The organism is Mitsuaria sp. RG, from assembly GCF_028369275.1.
Classification (GTDB): Bacteria; Pseudomonadota; Gammaproteobacteria; order Pseudomonadales; family Pseudomonadaceae; genus Aquipseudomonas; species Aquipseudomonas peradeniyensis.
The window spans coordinates 18,475-35,133 of record NZ_JAQMYQ010000008.1 but is presented as its reverse complement, the minus strand read 5'-3'; the positions used below and the strand labels follow the sequence as shown (position 1 = coordinate 35,133).

14 protein-coding genes are annotated in these 16,659 nt (G+C 61.8%); 1 reads left to right on the top strand and 13 read right to left on the bottom strand.

The annotated features are described in order from the left end of the window. Positions 1-154 precede the first annotated feature (154 nt). The 10 genes from brnQ to sdhC all read right to left on the bottom strand — a co-directional run bounded on the left by brnQ (position 155) and on the right by sdhC (position 13,263). Positions 155-1,468 (bottom strand): branched-chain amino acid transport system II carrier protein, encoded by a 1,314-nt coding sequence (gene brnQ / locus POF53_RS06820; RefSeq protein WP_110739479.1) that lies wholly within the window; start codon positions 1,466-1,468, stop codon positions 155-157. 457 nt (positions 1,469-1,925) lie between these two features. Continuing rightward, entirely contained in the window at positions 1,926-2,810 is an 885-nt protein-coding gene (gene sucD, locus POF53_RS06815) for a succinate--CoA ligase subunit alpha (protein ID WP_004376004.1), read from the bottom strand. Beyond that, complete coding sequence (sucC, locus tag POF53_RS06810) at positions 2,810-3,976, bottom strand: ADP-forming succinate--CoA ligase subunit beta (protein ID WP_023629628.1); 1,167 nt, start codon at positions 3,974-3,976, stop codon at positions 2,810-2,812. The genes sucD and sucC overlap by 1 nt, the downstream gene beginning before the upstream one ends. Before the next feature lie 172 nt (positions 3,977-4,148). Beyond that, entirely contained in the window at positions 4,149-5,585 is a 1,437-nt protein-coding gene (gene lpdA, locus POF53_RS06805; RefSeq protein WP_028690460.1) for a dihydrolipoyl dehydrogenase, read from the bottom strand. Between the two features lie 92 nt (positions 5,586-5,677). Then, the gene (gene odhB, locus POF53_RS06800) at positions 5,678-6,907 is read right to left on the bottom strand and encodes a 2-oxoglutarate dehydrogenase complex dihydrolipoyllysine-residue succinyltransferase (protein ID WP_498967034.1); all 1,230 of its coding nucleotides are present in this window, start codon (positions 6,905-6,907) and stop codon (positions 5,678-5,680) included. Between the two features lie 38 nt (positions 6,908-6,945). Next, entirely contained in the window at positions 6,946-9,777 is a 2,832-nt protein-coding gene (locus POF53_RS06795) for a 2-oxoglutarate dehydrogenase E1 component (RefSeq protein WP_186734737.1), read from the bottom strand. 245 nt (positions 9,778-10,022) lie between these two features. Beyond that, positions 10,023-10,727: a succinate dehydrogenase iron-sulfur subunit gene (locus POF53_RS06790; protein ID WP_012315348.1), complete on the bottom strand. Its 705-nt coding sequence runs from the start codon at positions 10,725-10,727 to the stop codon at positions 10,023-10,025. Between the two features lie 11 nt (positions 10,728-10,738). Beyond that, a complete protein-coding gene (sdhA, locus tag POF53_RS06785; protein ID WP_023628895.1) occupies positions 10,739-12,511 on the bottom strand; it encodes a succinate dehydrogenase flavoprotein subunit in 1,773 nt (590 codons plus the stop codon). 3 nt (positions 12,512-12,514) lie between these two features. Continuing rightward, on the bottom strand, positions 12,515-12,883 hold the full coding sequence (gene sdhD / locus POF53_RS06780; protein ID WP_023628896.1) for a succinate dehydrogenase, hydrophobic membrane anchor protein: 369 nt from the start codon (positions 12,881-12,883) through the stop codon (positions 12,515-12,517). Next, positions 12,877-13,263, bottom strand: a complete 387-nt coding sequence (gene sdhC / locus POF53_RS06775) for a succinate dehydrogenase, cytochrome b556 subunit (protein WP_011534755.1) — start codon at positions 13,261-13,263, stop codon at positions 12,877-12,879. Before sdhC ends, sdhD begins: the two co-directional genes overlap by 7 nt. Positions 13,264-13,615: 352 nt before the next feature. Between sdhC and gltA the strand changes: the two genes are divergently transcribed. After that, the gene (gltA, locus tag POF53_RS06770) at positions 13,616-14,905 is read left to right on the top strand and encodes a citrate synthase (RefSeq protein WP_203651814.1); all 1,290 of its coding nucleotides are present in this window, start codon (positions 13,616-13,618) and stop codon (positions 14,903-14,905) included. Positions 14,906-15,127: 222 nt separating this feature from the next. On the opposite strand, the gene POF53_RS06765 is transcribed toward gltA, so the two are convergent. The 3 genes from POF53_RS06765 to POF53_RS06755 all read right to left on the bottom strand — a co-directional run bounded on the left by POF53_RS06765 (position 15,128) and on the right by POF53_RS06755 (position 16,611). Beyond that, complete coding sequence (locus POF53_RS06765) at positions 15,128-15,733, bottom strand: START domain-containing protein (protein ID WP_498966935.1); 606 nt, start codon at positions 15,731-15,733, stop codon at positions 15,128-15,130. Positions 15,734-15,766: 33 nt separating this feature from the next. Next, the gene (locus POF53_RS06760) at positions 15,767-16,021 is read right to left on the bottom strand and encodes a YkgJ family cysteine cluster protein (RefSeq protein ID WP_023628900.1); all 255 of its coding nucleotides are present in this window, start codon (positions 16,019-16,021) and stop codon (positions 15,767-15,769) included. A 107-nt stretch (positions 16,022-16,128) separates the two neighbouring features. Beyond that, positions 16,129-16,611 carry a hypothetical protein gene (locus POF53_RS06755; RefSeq protein ID WP_498966933.1) on the bottom strand — a complete coding sequence of 161 codons (483 nt, stop codon included), beginning with the start codon at positions 16,609-16,611 and terminating at the stop codon, positions 16,129-16,131. Positions 16,612-16,659: the final 48 nt, after the last annotated feature.

Below are 16,659 nucleotides of genomic sequence, written 5' to 3'. Positions count from 1 at the left end.
CGCACGGTGACTGTGGGAGCGGGTTTACCCGCGAAAGGGCCGGCACAGGCAATAAAAAACCCCGCTCCTTCACAGGAAGCGGGGTTTCGATATCCACCCTGGGCAGGCGCCCTTCGGCTTGTGGCCAGCGCCCTGCCCTTCAGGTTTCAATCCATCAGGCCAGCGCCTCGCGCGGCTTGCCCAACATGCGGTCGAAGACCACGGCGGCGGCCAGGGTGACCACCGAAGGCACCAGCCAGGCCATGCCTTCGTTGCTGAACGGCAGGTGAGCCAAGGCGTCAGGCAGTACGTGGGCAAAGCTGCTGCCCTTGATCGCATCGACAACGCCGAACACCAGCGACACCAGCATGACCGGGGCCAGGATGCGGGTTGGCGAATTCCACAGGTCCTTCACGAAGCTCAGGCCCACGACCACGATGCACGGCGGGTAGATCGCCGTCAGCACGGGAATCGAGAACATGATCAGCTTGGTCAGGCCCAGGTTGGAGATCACCAGCGAGAAGCCGGCCAGGATCACCACCAGGGTGCGGTACGACAACGGCAGGATCTGGCTGAAATACTCGGCGCAGGCGCAGGTCAGGCCAACGGCGGTCACCAGGCAGGCCAGGGCGATCAGCACGGCGAGGAAGCCGCTGCCCAGGGAACCGAAGGTGTGCTGCACGTAGGCATGCAGGACCATCGCGCCGTTGGTGGCGTCGGCGGCGATGTCATGGCTGCCCGCGCCGAGGCGGAACAGGCTGACATACACCAGCACCAGGCCGACACCGGCAATCAGGCCGGCGATGATGGCATAGCGGGTGATCAGCTTCGGCGACTCGACGCCACGTGAGCGGATGGCGTTGACGATGACGATACCGAAGACCAGGGCGCCCAGGGTGTCCATGGTCAGGTAGCCATCGGAGAACCCTTTGGAGAACGCAGCGGCGGCGTAGGCAGGCTGGGCCTCGCCAATGGTGCCGGCCGGCAGGGCGAAGGCCGCGATACCCAGCACCGCCAGGGCGATGATCTTCAACGGCGCGAGGAAACGGCCCACGGTGTCGAGCAGCTTGCCCGGGTACATGGACACGGCCAGCACCACGGCGAAGTACACGATGCTGTAGATAAGCAGCGCCGTCGGGCTCTCGCCGGTCAGCGGTGCAACGCCCACTTCGAACGACACGGTCGCGGTACGCGGAGTGGCGAACAGCGGGCCGACGGAGAGGTAGCACACGGCCGCCAGCAGGCCACCGAAGAACTTGCCGATCGGGCTGCTCAGGGCGTCCATGCCGCCACCGACCTTGGCCAGGGCGATGACGGTGATGACCGGCAGGCCTACGGCGGTGACCAGGAAGCCGAGTGCGGCCATCCATACGTTCGGGCCGGATTGCAGGCCGACGATGGGCGGGAAGATGATGTTGCCGGCGCCGACGAACAGCGCGAACGTCATAAAGCCAAGTGCCAGGATATCCTGGCCTTTTAACACTTTCATTTAAGGAAATACCACACTGCTGAAATCGGGAGTCGGAGGGGATTTCCCATAGGATGAAGGGAAATGCTGCCCGGCTTGGTGAGCCAGACCCGTTTAGCGTGTCGTTCCCTTTTGGGGTACGGGCACAGAGTGAACGCGTAGCCTACCTGTTTTGCCTGACAAACGCACTGGCACAGTGCTGCTTGTCCGATGTGCGTATGTGTTTGTCGTCTGGTTGAACGTGTTAGGCGACAATTTATTGCTCATTTGGGTAGATGTCTGGTTGAAAATCCTGATTGAGGTGATCGAATTTTCCCCATCACCTGTGCCGGCCTCTTCGCGGGTAAACCCGCTCCCACAGGGATTGTGTGATGCCCTGTGGGAGCGGGTTTACCCGCGAAGAGGCCGGCACAGCCGCAACAACGACAAAGGCCACCCGAAGGTGGCCTTTGTGCGCGTGGGGGGTACTGCGTGTTACTTACTTCTTGACTTCCCAGCCAGTCAGCTCGGCCAGGGCCTTGCCGATGTCAGCCAGGGAACGCACGGTTTTAACACCGGCGTCCTGCAGGGCGGCGAACTTCTCGTCCGCAGTACCCTTGCCACCGGAGATGATGGCGCCAGCGTGGCCCATGCGCTTGCCCGCAGGTGCGGTAACACCGGCGATGTAGGAAACGACAGGCTTGGTCACGTTGGCCTTGATGTAGGCCGCGGCTTCTTCTTCAGCGGAACCGCCGATCTCACCGATCATGACGATCGCTTCGGTCTTTGGATCTTCCTGGAACAGCTTCAGGATGTCGATGAAGTTGGAGCCCGGGATCGGGTCACCGCCGATGCCGACGCAGGTCGACTGGCCGAAGCCGGCGTCGGTGGTCTGCTTCACAGCTTCGTAGGTCAGGGTGCCGGAACGCGAAACGATACCGACCTTGCCTGGCAGGTGGATGTGACCCGGCATGATGCCGATCTTGCACTCGCCCGGAGTGATCACGCCTGGGCAGTTCGGGCCGATCAGGGTCACGCCCAGCTCGTCGCACTTGACCTTGGCGTCCAGCATGTCGAGGGTAGGAATACCCTCGGTGATGCAGACGATCAGCTTGATGCCACCGAAGGCGGCTTCCAGGATCGAGTCCTTGCAGAAAGGAGCCGGTACGTAGATGACCGACGCGTCAGCGCCAGTGGCTTCTACAGCTTCTTTCACGGTGTTGAACACCGGCAGGCCCAGGTGGGTGGTGCCACCCTTGCCCGGGGTGACGCCGCCGACCATCTTGGTGCCGTAGGCGATGGCTTGTTCGGAGTGGAAAGTACCCTGCGAGCCGGTGAAGCCCTGGCAGATGACTTTGGTGTCTTTATTGATCAGGACGCTCATTACTTGCCCTCCGCAGCTTTGACAACTTGTTGAGCAGCGTCGGTCAGGCTGGTTGCCGCAATGATGTTCAAACCGCTTTCTGCCAGTACTTTAGCGCCCAGTTCGGCGTTGTTGCCTTCGAGGCGAACGACAACCGGAACCTTGACGCCGACTTCTTTCACAGCGCCGATGATGCCTTCGGCAATCATGTCGCAGCGAACGATGCCGCCGAAGATGTTGACCAGGACGGCCGCGACATTGCTGTCGGACAGGATGATCTTGAACGCTTCGGTAACGCGCTCTTTGGTAGCGCCGCCGCCTACGTCGAGGAAGTTGGCTGGCTTGCCGCCGTGCAGGTTGACGATGTCCATGGTACCCATGGCCAGGCCGGCACCGTTGACCATGCAGCCGATGTTGCCTTCAAGGGCAACGTAGTTCAGTTCGAACTTGGCGGCGTGGGCTTCACGGGCGTCGTCCTGCGACGGGTCGTGGAAGGTCTTCAGCTTCGGCTGACGGTACATGGCGTTGGCGTCGATGTTGATCTTGGCATCGAGGCAGTGCAGATCGCCGTCGGCCTTGATCACCAGCGGGTTCACTTCCAGCAGGGCCAGATCGTGATCCTTGAACAGCTTGGCCAGGCCTACGAAGATCTTGGCGAACTGCTGAACTTGCTTGCCTTCCAGGCCCAGCTGGAACGCCAGCTCGCGACCCTGGAACGGCTGAGCGCCGACCAGCGGATCGATGGTGGCCTTGAGGATCTTCTCAGGAGTGTCGTGAGCGACTTTCTCGATGTCCACGCCACCTTCGGTGGAAGCCATGAACACGATGCGGCGGCTCGAACGATCGACTACAGCGCCCAGGTACAGCTCTTTGGCGATGTCAGTGCAGGATTCGACCAGGATCTTGGAAACTGGCTGACCATTGGCGTCGGTCTGGTAGGTAACCAGGTTCTTGCCAAGCCACTGGGCAGCGAACGCCTTGGCGTCTTCCTTGCTGCGAACCAGCTTGACGCCGCCCGCTTTACCGCGACCACCCGCGTGAACCTGGGCTTTTACAACCCACTCGGAACCGCCGATCTTGTCGCAGGCTTCTGCTGCAGCTTCAGGGGTGTCGACTGCGAAACCCTTGGAAACTGGCAGGCCGTATTCAGCGAACAGCTGCTTACCCTGATACTCGTGAAGATTCATGCTTTTTACCGTCTTCGTTAGGTACTGCGCTTCGGCGCTGCGCCATTACTGGCGCCGCACCACCTGTGACCGTTGACCCCGGGTTTTCCCATGTGATCCGGTCCGGCGGACGTTCCGCGGTGAGTCTTGCACGCAAGACCCACGACGGGCAGACCGCCGTGGTTTCTTATAATTAACGCTTCTTACGGTTGGCGACGTGAATGGCACCGCCATTCACCGCCAGCGCTGCTTCATGCAACGCTTCGGACAGGGTCGGATGGCTGAAGACCATCATGCCCAGATCCTCGGCACTGGTGCCGAATTCCATTGCGATCGCGCCCTGCTGTACCAGTTCGGCAGCCGACGGGCCAATCACGTGAACACCCAGGACGCGGTCGGTCTTGGCGTCGGCGATGACCTTGACGAAACCACCGGTATCGTTGGCTGCCATCGCACGGCCGCTGGCCGCGAACGGGAAGGTGCCTACGTTAACCTCAACACCCTCGGCTTTCAACGCCTGTTCGGTCTTGCCGACCCACGCGATTTCCGGATGGGTGTAGATGACCGACGGGATCAGGTCGTAGTTCATCTGGGCCTTGTGGCCCTTGATGCGCTCGACGACCATGATGCCCTCTTCCGAGGCCTTGTGCGCCAGCATCATGCCGCGCACCACGTCACCGATGGCGTAGACGCCCGGAACGCTGGTGGCGCAGTGATCGTCGACGAAGATGTAGCCACGCTCGTCGATGGTCACGCCGCTGTCGGCGGCCAGCAGGTCGGTGGTCACCGGACGACGGCCGACCGCGACGATCAGCTTGTCGAAGGTGATCTTCTGCTCGCCTTCGGCGTTGGTGTAGGTGACTTCGACTTCGTTGCCGTTGACTTTCGAGCCGGTGACGCGAGCGCCCAGCTTGATGTCCAGGCCTTGCTTGGTCAGGGTCTTCTGGGCTTCTTTCGACACGGCGGTGTCGGCAGCCATCAGGAAGGTGTCCAGGGCTTCCAGGACGGTGACTTCGGCACCCAGGCGAGCCCATACCGAGCCCAGCTCCAGGCCGATCACGCCGGCACCGATGACGCCCAGGCGCTTCGGTACGCTCTGGAATTCCAGGGCGCCGGTGGAGTCGACGATGACGTTCTGGTCGACCGGGGCCGGCGGAATGTCGATCGGACGCGAACCGGAGGCCAGGATCACGTTCTCGGCTTCGATGACTTCGGTGGTGCCGTCAGCCTTGGTGACTTCGACTTTCTTGCCGGCCAGCAGCTTGCCGTGGCCCTGGATCGAAGTGACGCCGTTGGCCTTGAACAGGGTGGCGACGCCACCGGTCAGGTTCTTGACGATGCCGGCCTTGCGGCCAACCATCGCGGCAACGTCCATCTTCACTTCACCAGTGGAGATACCGTGCACGTTGAAGCTCTCTTTGGCTTCCTTGTACTTCCAGGAGCTGTCCAGCAGCGCCTTGGACGGAATGCAACCCACGTTCAGGCAGGTGCCGCCCAGGGCCAGCTTGCCCTCGGCGTCGGTGTATTTCTCGATACAGGCAGTCTTCAGACCGAGTTGGGCAGCCTTGATGGCGGCAACATAGCCGCCAGGACCTGCACCAATCACCACTACGTCGAATTTCTGGGTCATAAAAGATTCCTTATCAGCTACAAGCTACAGGCCGCGTACCGCACGGCCCCGCCTCTTGCGAAGAGCGGGGCCGGCGGCGCGCGGCTAGTTGATTAGATGTCCAGCAGCAGGCGAGACGGATCTTCCAGCAGGTTCTTGATGGTCACCAGGAAGGTTACCGCTTCCTTGCCGTCGATCAGGCGGTGGTCATAGGACAGCGCCAGGTACATCATCGGGCGGATCACCACTTGGCCATTGATGGCCATCGGGCGCTGGATGATGTTGTGCATACCCAGGATCGCGGCCTGCGGCGGGTTGACGATCGGGGTCGACATCATCGAGCCGAAGGTACCACCGTTGGTGATGGTGAAGGTACCGCCAGTCATCTCTTCGATCGACAGCTTGCCGTCACGGGCTTTCTTGCCGAAGGTGGCGATGCCGTTCTCGATTTCGGCCAGGCTCATCGATTCGGCGTTGCGCAGCACCGGTACCACCAGGCCACGGTCGCTGGAGACGGCGACGCCGACGTCAGCAAAGCCGTGGTAGACGATGTCGTTGCCGTCGATCGAGGCGTTGACCGCCGGGAAGCGCTTCAGCGCCTCGGTGGCCGCCTTGACGAAGAACGACATGAAGCCCAGGCGCACGCCGTTGTGGGTCTTCTCGAACAGGTCCTTGTACTTCGAACGCAGGGCCATGACTTCGGTCATGTCGACTTCGTTGAAGGTGGTCAGCATGGCCATGTTCGACTGTGCTTCGACCAGACGCTCGGCGATCTTGGCGCGCAGGCGGGTCATCGGCACGCGCTTCTCGGTGCGGTCGCCAGCGGCGACGACGACCGGGGCAGCGGCAGCGGCGGCCGGCTTGGCAGCCGGTGCAGCGGCAGGGGCCGACTTCTTGTTGGCGACGGCAGCGACGACGTCTTCCTTGGTGATGCGACCGCCCTTGCCGGTGCCGGCAACGGTAGCCAGGTCGATGCCGTTCTCTTCAGCCAGCTTGCGCGCGGCTGGAGCGGCGACCGGGTCGTCTTCGCCAGCATCGGCGGCAGCGGCGGCCGGAGCAGCAGCGGCAGGCGCGGCAGCCGGAGCTGCGGCGGCGGCGGCGCCACCTTCAACGATCGAGCCCAGGACTTCGTCGGACAGGACGGTGTCGCCCTCGCCCTTGACGATGGCGCCCAGCACGCCGTCGGCGGTGGCCAGGACTTCCAGGACGACCTTGTCGGTCTCGATGTCGACGATCAGCTCGTCACGCTTGACGGCGTCGCCCGGCTGCTTGTGCCAGGTGGCAACGGTGCCATCGGCAACCGATTCCGGGAAGGTTGGGGCTTTGATCTCGATAGCCATTATCTGTGTTTCCTTAAATTCGGTTTCAGGTGCGCGAGGCGTTAGACAGTGAAGGCGTCTTGCAGCAGTTTTTCCTGCTGTTCGGCGTGCTTCGATGCGTAACCACAGGCTGGCGCGGCGGAAGCGTCGCGACCGGCGTATTCCAGGACCAGCGCCTTGTTGTGGCGACCCAGGATACGGCGCATGTGGTGCTGGCTGCTGTACCAGGCGCCCTGGTTCATCGGCTCTTCCTGACACCACACTGCGTGCTTGAGGTTGGTGTAAGGCGCGAGGATTTCGACCAGGTCGTCCTCAGGGAACGGATACAGCTGCTCGATACGCACGATGGCGATATCTTCGCGGCCTTCGGCACGGCGTTTTTCCAGCAGATCGTAGTAGACCTTGCCACCGCACAGGACCAGGCGCTCGACCTTGGCCGGATCCAGGGTGTCGATTTCCGGGATCACGGTCTGGAACGAGCCATCGGCCAGGTCTTCCAGGGTCGAGATGGCCAGCTTGTGGCGCAGCAGCGACTTCGGCGTCAGCACGACCAGCGGTTTGCGCAGCGGACGGATGACCTGGCGACGCAGCAGGTGGTAGATCTGTGCCGGGGTGGTCGGCACGCAAACCTGGATGTTGTGCTCGGCGCACAGCTGCAGGTAGCGCTCCAGACGCGCGGAGGAGTGCTCCGGACCCTGGCCTTCATAGCCGTGCGGCAGCAGCATGGTCAGACCGCACAGGCGGCCCCACTTGTGCTCGCCACTGGTGATGAACTGGTCGATCACCACTTGCGCACCGTTGGCGAAGTCGCCGAACTGGGCTTCCCAGATCACCAGCGCGTTCGGCGTGGTGGTCGAGTAGCCGTATTCGAAGGCCAGTACCGCTTCTTCCGAGAGGAAGGAGTCGTACAGGTCGAAACGCGGCTGGCCCGGGAACAGGTTCTTCAGCGGCACGTAAGTGCTGGCGTCCTTCTGGTTGTGCAGCACCGCGTGACGGTGCGAGAAGGTGCCACGGCCGATGTCCTGGCCGGTCATGCGGATCGGGTGACCTTCGAACTGCAGGGTGGCGTAGGCCATGGTCTCTGCATAACCCCAGTTGATCGGCAAGCCACCGGCCTGCATCTTCTGACGGTCTTCGTAGATCTTCGCGACCTGGCGCTGGACGACGAAACCTTCAGGCAGCTCGAGCAGCTTGGCCGACAGCTCCTGCAGGGTCTTGAGGTCGAAGCGGGTGTCGTGACGCGCGGTCCAGGCGTGACCCAGGTACGGACGCCAGTCGACGAACAGTTCGCGGTTCGGCTCCTTGACCAGGCTCTTGACCACGTGCAGGCCGTTGTCCAGGGCGTTGCGGTACTCGTCGATCTTGGCCTGGGCGCGCTCGGCGTCGATGCGACCGGCGCTGATCAGTTGCTCGGCGTACAGCTCACGGGTGGTGCGCTGCTTGCTGATCTGCTGGTACATCAAAGGCTGGGTGCCGTTCGGCTCGTCGGCCTCGTTGTGGCCGCGACGACGGTAGCAGACCAGGTCGATGACCACGTCACGCTTGAACTGCATGCGGTAGTCGATGGCCAGCTGGGTGACGAACATCACCGCTTCCGGATCATCGCCGTTCACGTGCAGGATCGGCGCCTGGATCATCTTGGCAACGTCGGTGGCGTACTCGGTGGAGCGCGCGTCCAGCGGGTTGCTGATGGTGAAACCGACCTGGTTGTTGATCACGATGTGCACGGTGCCGCCGGTCTTGAAACCGCGGGTCTGCGACATCTGGAAGGTTTCCATGACCACACCCTGGCCGGCGAATGCTGCGTCACCGTGGATGGAGATCGGCAGGACCTTGTCGCCAACGGTGTCGTTGCGGCGATCCTGGCGGGCGCGAACCGAACCTTCCACCACTGGCGAGACGATTTCCAGGTGGGAGGGGTTGAACGCCATGGCCAGGTGGACTTCGCCACCGGGAGTCATCACGTTGGAGGAGAAGCCCTGGTGATACTTCACGTCACCGGAGCCCAGCTCGTTCATCTTCTTGCCTTCGAACTCGTCGAACAGCTCGCGCGGGTTCTTGCCGAAGGTGTTGACGAGCACGTTGAGGCGGCCACGGTGGGCCATGCCGATCACGACTTCCTTGGTGCCGTAGGAACCGGAGCGCTGGATCATTTCGTCCAGCATCGGGATCAGGCTTTCGCCACCCTCGAGGCCGAAGCGCTTGGTGCCCGGGTACTTGGTGCCCAGGTACTTCTCCAGGCCCTCACCGGCCGTGACGCGCTCGAGCAGGTGAGCCTGCACGTCGGCGGAGAATTCCGGACGGCCACGTACGCTTTCCAGGCGCTGCTGGAACCAGCTGCGCTGCTCGGAATCGACGATGTGGGTGAACTCGGCGCCAATGGTGCGACAATATGTCTTCTGCAGCGCTTCGAAGATTTCGCGTAGGCTCGCTTCCTCTTTGCCGATGAACAGGTCGCCGGCACGGAAGGTCGTATCAAGATCGGCATTGGTCAAGCCGTAGTGATTGATCGACAGGTCTACGGGCGCAGGACGCTGCCACAACCCCAACGGGTCGAGCTTGGCAGCCTGATGGCCGCGCATACGATAGGCCTGGATCAGTCGCAGCACTTCAACCTGCTTCTTCTCGTGTTCACTGCTCACGCTCCCGGCGGATACCGGTTGGGCGCGGCGCTGGTTCTTTGCCAGCAGTACGAAATGGTCGCGGATCGTCGAGTGCGATACATCGGTAGCGGTGCTGCCGTCGGCGGGCAACTTCTGGAAGTAAGTGCGCCACTCTTCTGGCACAGCGTTAGGGTCGTGCAGGTAGAGCTCATAAAGCTCTTCCACATATGCAGCGTTACCACCTGAAAGGTGGGCGCTATCCCACATGCGCTGCATCACGCTTTCTTGCATGCTTGGTCACCCTCGGTTAGGGGACTGATCGGCGAGAGCCACAGCAAACCTGGAAAAGTCCGAACACAGCGACTGAACCACGCCACCTGGATCCTGCTGATTTTCCGGGTACCAGCCCGGAAGCCCCTGCTGGTCTCATATCTTCATAGGTAATGAGCGCGGGCTTTTTGGGCCCTTGCTCGGGTTTTACCTCAGTGCGGGCTCACCACCCGCACCTCGGCTTACTGCAGGTACAACGCTTTGAATCAGGTGCCGCTTTGCAGCAGCATGTTACGTACGTGGCCGATTGCCTTGGTCGGATTCAGACCTTTCGGGCAAACGTTCACGCAGTTCATGATCCCGCGGCAGCGGAATACGCTGAACGGGTCATCCAGGGACGCCAGGCGCTCCTGAGTCTTGGTGTCACGGCTGTCGGCCAGGAAGCGATAGGCCTGCAGCAGTGCGGCGGGGCCCAGGAACTTGTCCGGGTTCCACCAGAACGACGGGCAGGAGGTCGAGCAGCAGGCGCACAGGATGCACTCGTACAGACCGTCCAGCTTGTCGCGATCTTCCGGCGACTGCAGACGCTCGATGGCCGGGGCCGGCGTGTCGTTCTGCAGGAAAGGCTTCACCTTCTCGTACTGCTTGTAGAAGATGCTCATATCGACCACCAGGTCACGAATGACCGGCAGGCCAGGCAGCGGACGCAGGACCAGCTTGTTGCCCTTGACCACACCCGACAGCGGGGTGATGCAGGCCAGGCCGTTCTTGCCGTTCATGTTCATGCCATCGGAACCGCACACGCCTTCACGGCAGGAGCGACGGTACGAGAAGCCCTCGTCCTTTTCCTTGATCAGCGCCAGCACGTCCAGAACCATCAGGTCCTTGCCGCCGGTATCGACGTCGAACGACTCCATCTTGGGCGCCGAGTCGGTGTCGGGGTTGTAACGATAAACTTCGACTTTCAACATAGCAGCCACCCTTAGTAAGTCCGGACTTTTGGTTCGAAGGCAGGAACTGTCTTCGGCGCAAAGTTGACGCCACGCTTGGCAACGCGCTTCTCACCCGGGTAGTACAGGGTGTGGCACAGCCAGTTCTCGTCGTCACGGTCTTCGAAGTCTTCACGGGCGTGCGCGCCGCGGGACTCTTTACGGGCTTCAGCGGCAATGGCGGTCGCTTCGGCGACTTCCAGCAGGTTCTGCAGCTCCAGCGCTTCGATACGCGCGGTGTTGAAGGCCTGGGACTTGTCGTTGATCTTGACGTTGGCGATGCGGTCACGCAGGCCAGCCAGCTGCTCGATACCCTTCTGCATGTATTCGCCGGTACGGAATACACCGAAGTAGTTCTGCATGCAGCTTTGCAGTTCGCGCTTCAGGCTTGCCACGTCTTCACCGCTGGTACGCTCATTGAGCTTGTTCAGGCGGTTCAGGGCAACATCGACGTCGGTGTCGCTGGCATCGCGGTACTCGACGCCTTCGGTCAGCGCCTTTTCCAGGTGCAGGCCGGCGGCACGGCCGAACACCACCAGGTCGAGCAGCGAGTTGCCGCCCAGGCGGTTGGCGCCATGGACCGATACGCACGCCACCTCACCGACCGCGAACAGGCCCGGAATGATGTGGTCCTTGCCTTCGGCGTCCATGGTGATGGCCTGGCCATGAATGTTGGTGGCAACGCCGCCCATCATGTAGTGGCAGGTCGGAACGACCGGGACCGGCGCGACCACAGGGTCGACGTGGGCGAAGGTCTTGGACAGCTCGCAGATACCTGGCAGGCGGCTGTGCAGCACTTCCTCGCCCAGGTGATCCAGCTTCAGCAGCACGTGGTCCTTGTTCGGGCCCACGCCGTTGCCGGCGATGATCTCTTTGACCATGGAACGGGCAACCACGTCGCGGCCAGCCAGGTCTTTCGCGTTCGGCGCATAACGCTCCATGAAGCGCTCGCCGTGGGCGTTGATCAGGTAGCCACCTTCACCACGGCAACCTTCGGTTACCAGTACACCGGCGCCGGCGATGCCGGTCGGGTGGAACTGCCACATCTCGATGTCCTGCACCGGTACACCGGCACGCAGCGCCATGCCGATACCGTCGCCGGTATTGATCAGGGCGTTGGTGGTGGAGGCGTAGATACGGCCCGCACCGCCAGTCGCCAGCACGGTGGCCTTGGACTTGATGTACATGGTTTCGCCGGTTTCGATGCAGATCGCGATCACACCGACGAAGGCGCCGTCCTGGTTCTTCACCAGGTCGACGGCGTAGTACTCGTTGAGGAAGGTGGTGCCTGCCTTCAGGTTGCCCTGGTACAGGGTGTGCAGCAGCGCGTGACCGGTACGGTCGGAAGCGGCGCAGGTACGGGCGGCCTGGCCACCTTTACCGAAGTCCTTGGACTGGCCACCGAACGGACGCTGATAGATGCGACCGGTCTCGGTACGCGAGAACGGCAGACCCATGTGGTCCAGCTCGAAGACCGCGGCCGGGCCTTCCTGACACATGTACTCGATCGCGTCCTGGTCACCGATGTAGTCGGAACCCTTGACGGTGTCGTACATGTGCCAGCGCCAGTCGTCATTCGGGTCGGCCGAAGCGATGGCGCAGGTGATGCCGCCCTGGGCGGAAACGGTGTGCGAACGGGTCGGGAACACCTTGGTGACTACGGCAGTCTTGTGGCCGCCTTGAGCCAGCTGCAGCGCTGCGCGCATGCCAGCGCCGCCGCCACCGATAATGATGGCGTCGAAGGAAATCGTAGGAATGTTAGCCATGAATCAGATACCCCAGAGAATCTGCACACCCCAGACGAAGTAAGCGAACATCGCTACGCCGCATACCGCCTGGAACAGGAAACGAATCGCAGTCGCCGACTTGCCGAACGCCATCGGCGTCAGGTAGTCGGTGGCAATGGTCCACATGCCGACCCAGGCGTGGGCGCCCAGGGCAACGAGGGCCAGCAGACTGAAGATGCGCATCGCGTTGTTGGTGAACAGAGCGTGCCACTGGGCGTAGTCGATGCCCGGGTGGGCGGCGAGGTAGCCGATCAGGAAGATGAAGTAAGCCGCGAGAACGACCGCCGAGACGCGCTGCGCCATCCAGTCGTAGAGGCCCGAACGCGACAGGTTCGTGACGTTAGTTACCATACCCAAACTCCTGCCAGAACGATCAGCACCACGGAGATGACGATCACGATTTTCGAGCCCAGCTTGCCGCCTTCCAGCGTCTCACCGATGCCCATGTCCATGATCAGGTGGCGCACACCTGCCACGAGGTGATACAGCAGGCCGGACAGCAGGCCCCAGGTCACCAGTTTGGCCAGCGGACTGGTCAGACACGCCTTCACCTCGGCAAAGCCTTCCTCGCTACCCAGCGACTTGCCCAGTGCGTAAAGCATGATGGCAAGGCCGAGGAACAGGATGACGCCGGAGATACGGTGAAGAATGGACGTGTACGCGGTGATCGGGAGTTTGATGGTCCTTAGGTCTAGGTTTACAGGTCGTTGGCTTTTCACGGCTTTTTTCACACTGAAGAGCCCCTAGCTAACAGGGCAAAGTTGTTGGTAAGTGTACTGGTCAGGTACCCACCACCCAGGAGAGCGACGACACCCAGCAGGGCGGGCTTGAAAGCCCCTGGGAGTCGGCTGCCGAGTATAGACAGTTAGGCTGCTTATGACAACGTGAGGGGCTCGCCCAAATAGCGCATTGCCTTTAGTGAACAAAAGGCGTAAACGGGCGAGAATTTCGTGAAAAACCAGGCTTCAAGGGGCGTTTCAACCAGCCTTTAGGCAAATTGACATTCGAATTTATCCCTCTATAGTGGTGCGGGCCCTGCGTGGGGGGTCTGTCTGATGATTTCAAGCATTAATAGGAGGCCACATGGCTGACAAAAAAGCGCAGTTGATCATCGAGGGCGCTGCCCCCGTCGAGCTGCCCATTTTAACCGGCACCGTTGGTCCCGATGTTATCGACGTCCGCGGGTTGGGGGCATCCGGCCACTTCACCTTCGACCCCGGCTTCATGGCGACCGCCTCGTGCGAGTCGAAGATCACCTATATTGACGGCGACAAGGGCATCCTGCTGCACCGCGGCTACCCGATCGAACAGCTCGCCGAACAGTCGGACTACCTCGAGACCTGCTACCTGCTGCTCAACGGCGAACTGCCGAATGCCGAGCAGAAGGCCCAGTTCGTCAGCACCGTGAAGAACCACACCATGGTTCACGAACAGCTGAAATCGTTCTTCAACGGCTTCCGCCGCGACGCCCACCCGATGGCGGTGATGTGCGGTGTGGTCGGCGCCCTGTCGGCGTTCTATCACGACTCGCTGGACATCAATAACCCGCAGCACCGCGAAATCTCCGCGGTGCGCCTGGTCGCCAAGATGCCGACCCTGGCCGCGATGGTCTACAAGTACTCCATGGGCCAGCCCATGATGTACCCGCGCAACGACCTGTCGTACGCGGAGAACTTCCTGCACATGATGTTCAACACCCCGTGCGAGATCAAACCGATCAGCCCGGTGCTGGCCAAGGCAATGGACCGGATCTTCATCCTCCACGCCGACCACGAGCAGAACGCCTCCACCTCCACCGTGCGCCTGGCGGGCTCCTCGGGCGCCAACCCGTTCGCCTGTATCGCCGCCGGCATCGCCGCACTGTGGGGCCCGGCCCACGGCGGTGCGAACGAAGCGGTACTGACCATGCTCGATGAAATCGGCGATGTCTCGAACATCGACAAGTTCATCGCCAAGGCCAAGGACAAGAACGACCCGTTCAAGCTCATGGGCTTCGGTCACCGCGTGTACAAGAACCGCGACCCGCGCGCCACCGTGATGAAGCAGACCTGCGACGAAGTCCTCAGCGAACTCGGCATCAAGAACGATCCGCAACTCGAACTGGCCATGCGCCTGGAAGAGATCGCCCTGACCGATCCGTACTTCGTCGAGCGCTCGCTGTACCCGAACGTCGACTTCTACTCGGGCATCATCCTCAAGGCCATCGGCATTCCGACCAGCATGTTCACCGTGATCTTCGCCCTGGCACGCACCGTGGGCTGGATCTCGCACTGGAAGGAAATGCTCTCCAGCCCGTACAAGATCGGCCGTCCGCGCCAGCTGTACACCGGTTACGAGCAGCGTGACATCGTTGAGCTGAAGGACCGCAAGTAAGCCTCTCGGTTGAACGCAAAAAGGCTGCCCTCGGGCAGCCTTTTTTGTTCCGGCCTATATACCCTTCCCCTGTGTAGGAGCGGCCTTGCCGAGGCGTCGGACCGGCCGGAAAGGGCTGCACAGCAGCCCCAAGATCTCGTGTCAGACTCAGAATCGCCGGGGCTGCTACGCAGCCCTTTCGCGGCACAAGGCCGCTCCTACAGGAAACAGGCCAGCCAGCCTTTAGTTCTTCTCCGCGCGCTCTTTCAACCCCTTGAGGGTATTGAACGGCGCATCGACCACGAACTTGTTGGCCACCATCGCCGGCACGCTACCACCCGGCTCGGTGTGCACCTGGTAGATCACCTCGGTGCTGTCACCCTTGGGCACCAGTTTCCAGAAACCCTGCACCTGGGCCACCCGCACGAAACCATCGGTCTCAGGCAGGTACTTGGGCTGCCCCTCGAGCTTGCGGGTCAGGCTGCCATCAGCCTCCTGGACCGTGGTCACATGCAGGATCGAATCCCGCGGCGTCACCGGCCAGGGCGTGTTGAACTGGGTGTAGGTCCAGCTCTGGTCACCTTCGCTCTTGAGCAGCTTCTGCGACTTGCACTCGTGGATCCAGGCACAGGCCCCCACCACGTCTTCCTGCAGCGCCTTGACTCTGGCCAGCGGCGCCTTGATCACGGTCACGCCGCGATAGGCCTTGTACTTCGAGCCGGCCACCTCGCTGAGGGAAACCCTGATCCCCTCCTCGTCCTTGGCCACCTGCCAGTTCTCGGCCCAGGCCGTCGGTGCCAGCAGGACGCCCATGCCACACAGCAGTGCAATACCTTTGATCGATCTCATCATCTTGTTCCTTGTTGTCGAAGATCCAACCTGTCACGCCGCCGTCATCTGCTCCAGCCACCCGATGATACGGATGGCCTCGTCACGATCGTTGCCACAGATGTCCGCTTCCGCCTTGAAGCCACCACACACCTGCGGCCGCTCGGGCTTGCCGAACAGCGCACAGAGGTTTTCGACATTCAGGTGCAGGCAGCGTTCGCCGGCCGGCTTGCCCTGCGGCATGCCAGGGATCGGCGAACTGATGGACGGGGCGATGCAGCAGGCACCACAGCCCTCGCGGCATTTCATGACAACAGGACTCCCAGGAGCAAAACGGGACGAACGTCCCTGGATACTAACCGCTCAAACATATGTTTGAAATTGCCGGACGGATGAAATCACCCGTGACCCGGCAGTCAGTTGCGGAATTCGAATTCGATGGCTGCGCCCTCCACGTCCCGCCGACTGTCGTTGCGCAGCTGCAACTGCATTTCGTTGCTGATCAACCGGCCGTTGAGCTGGAACGGACTGCTGTCGGATTCGGGCTTGGTGGGGAACATCGAAGGCAACAGCGGCTTGCGCACCACCGGCCCGTCGCCGAGGTCCGGTTCGAGATGCTTGACCATGTCCCTGGGCAGGCTCAGGTCGATCTTCGGCTGGGGCAGCGGTTTGGCGACGGCCTTGCTGACAGCCCTGGCCTTCGGTTTGGGCTTGGGCTTGGGCTTCGCCTTGGTTACCGGTTTGGCCTGCGGTTTGGCAGGGGCCTTGCTGGACGCCTTGTTCGCCGGTTTGTGTACACCCTGTGCCTTGGCCGCCGGTTCGGCAGCCTGCACCGCACCGACCGACAGCCAGGGCAAGGCGAAACACAGGGCGATGACGAGAGGACGAAACAGATTCATGGGTACCAGGAACGCAAGCAGTAAAGCGCGTATGCTCCCTGTTCCCGG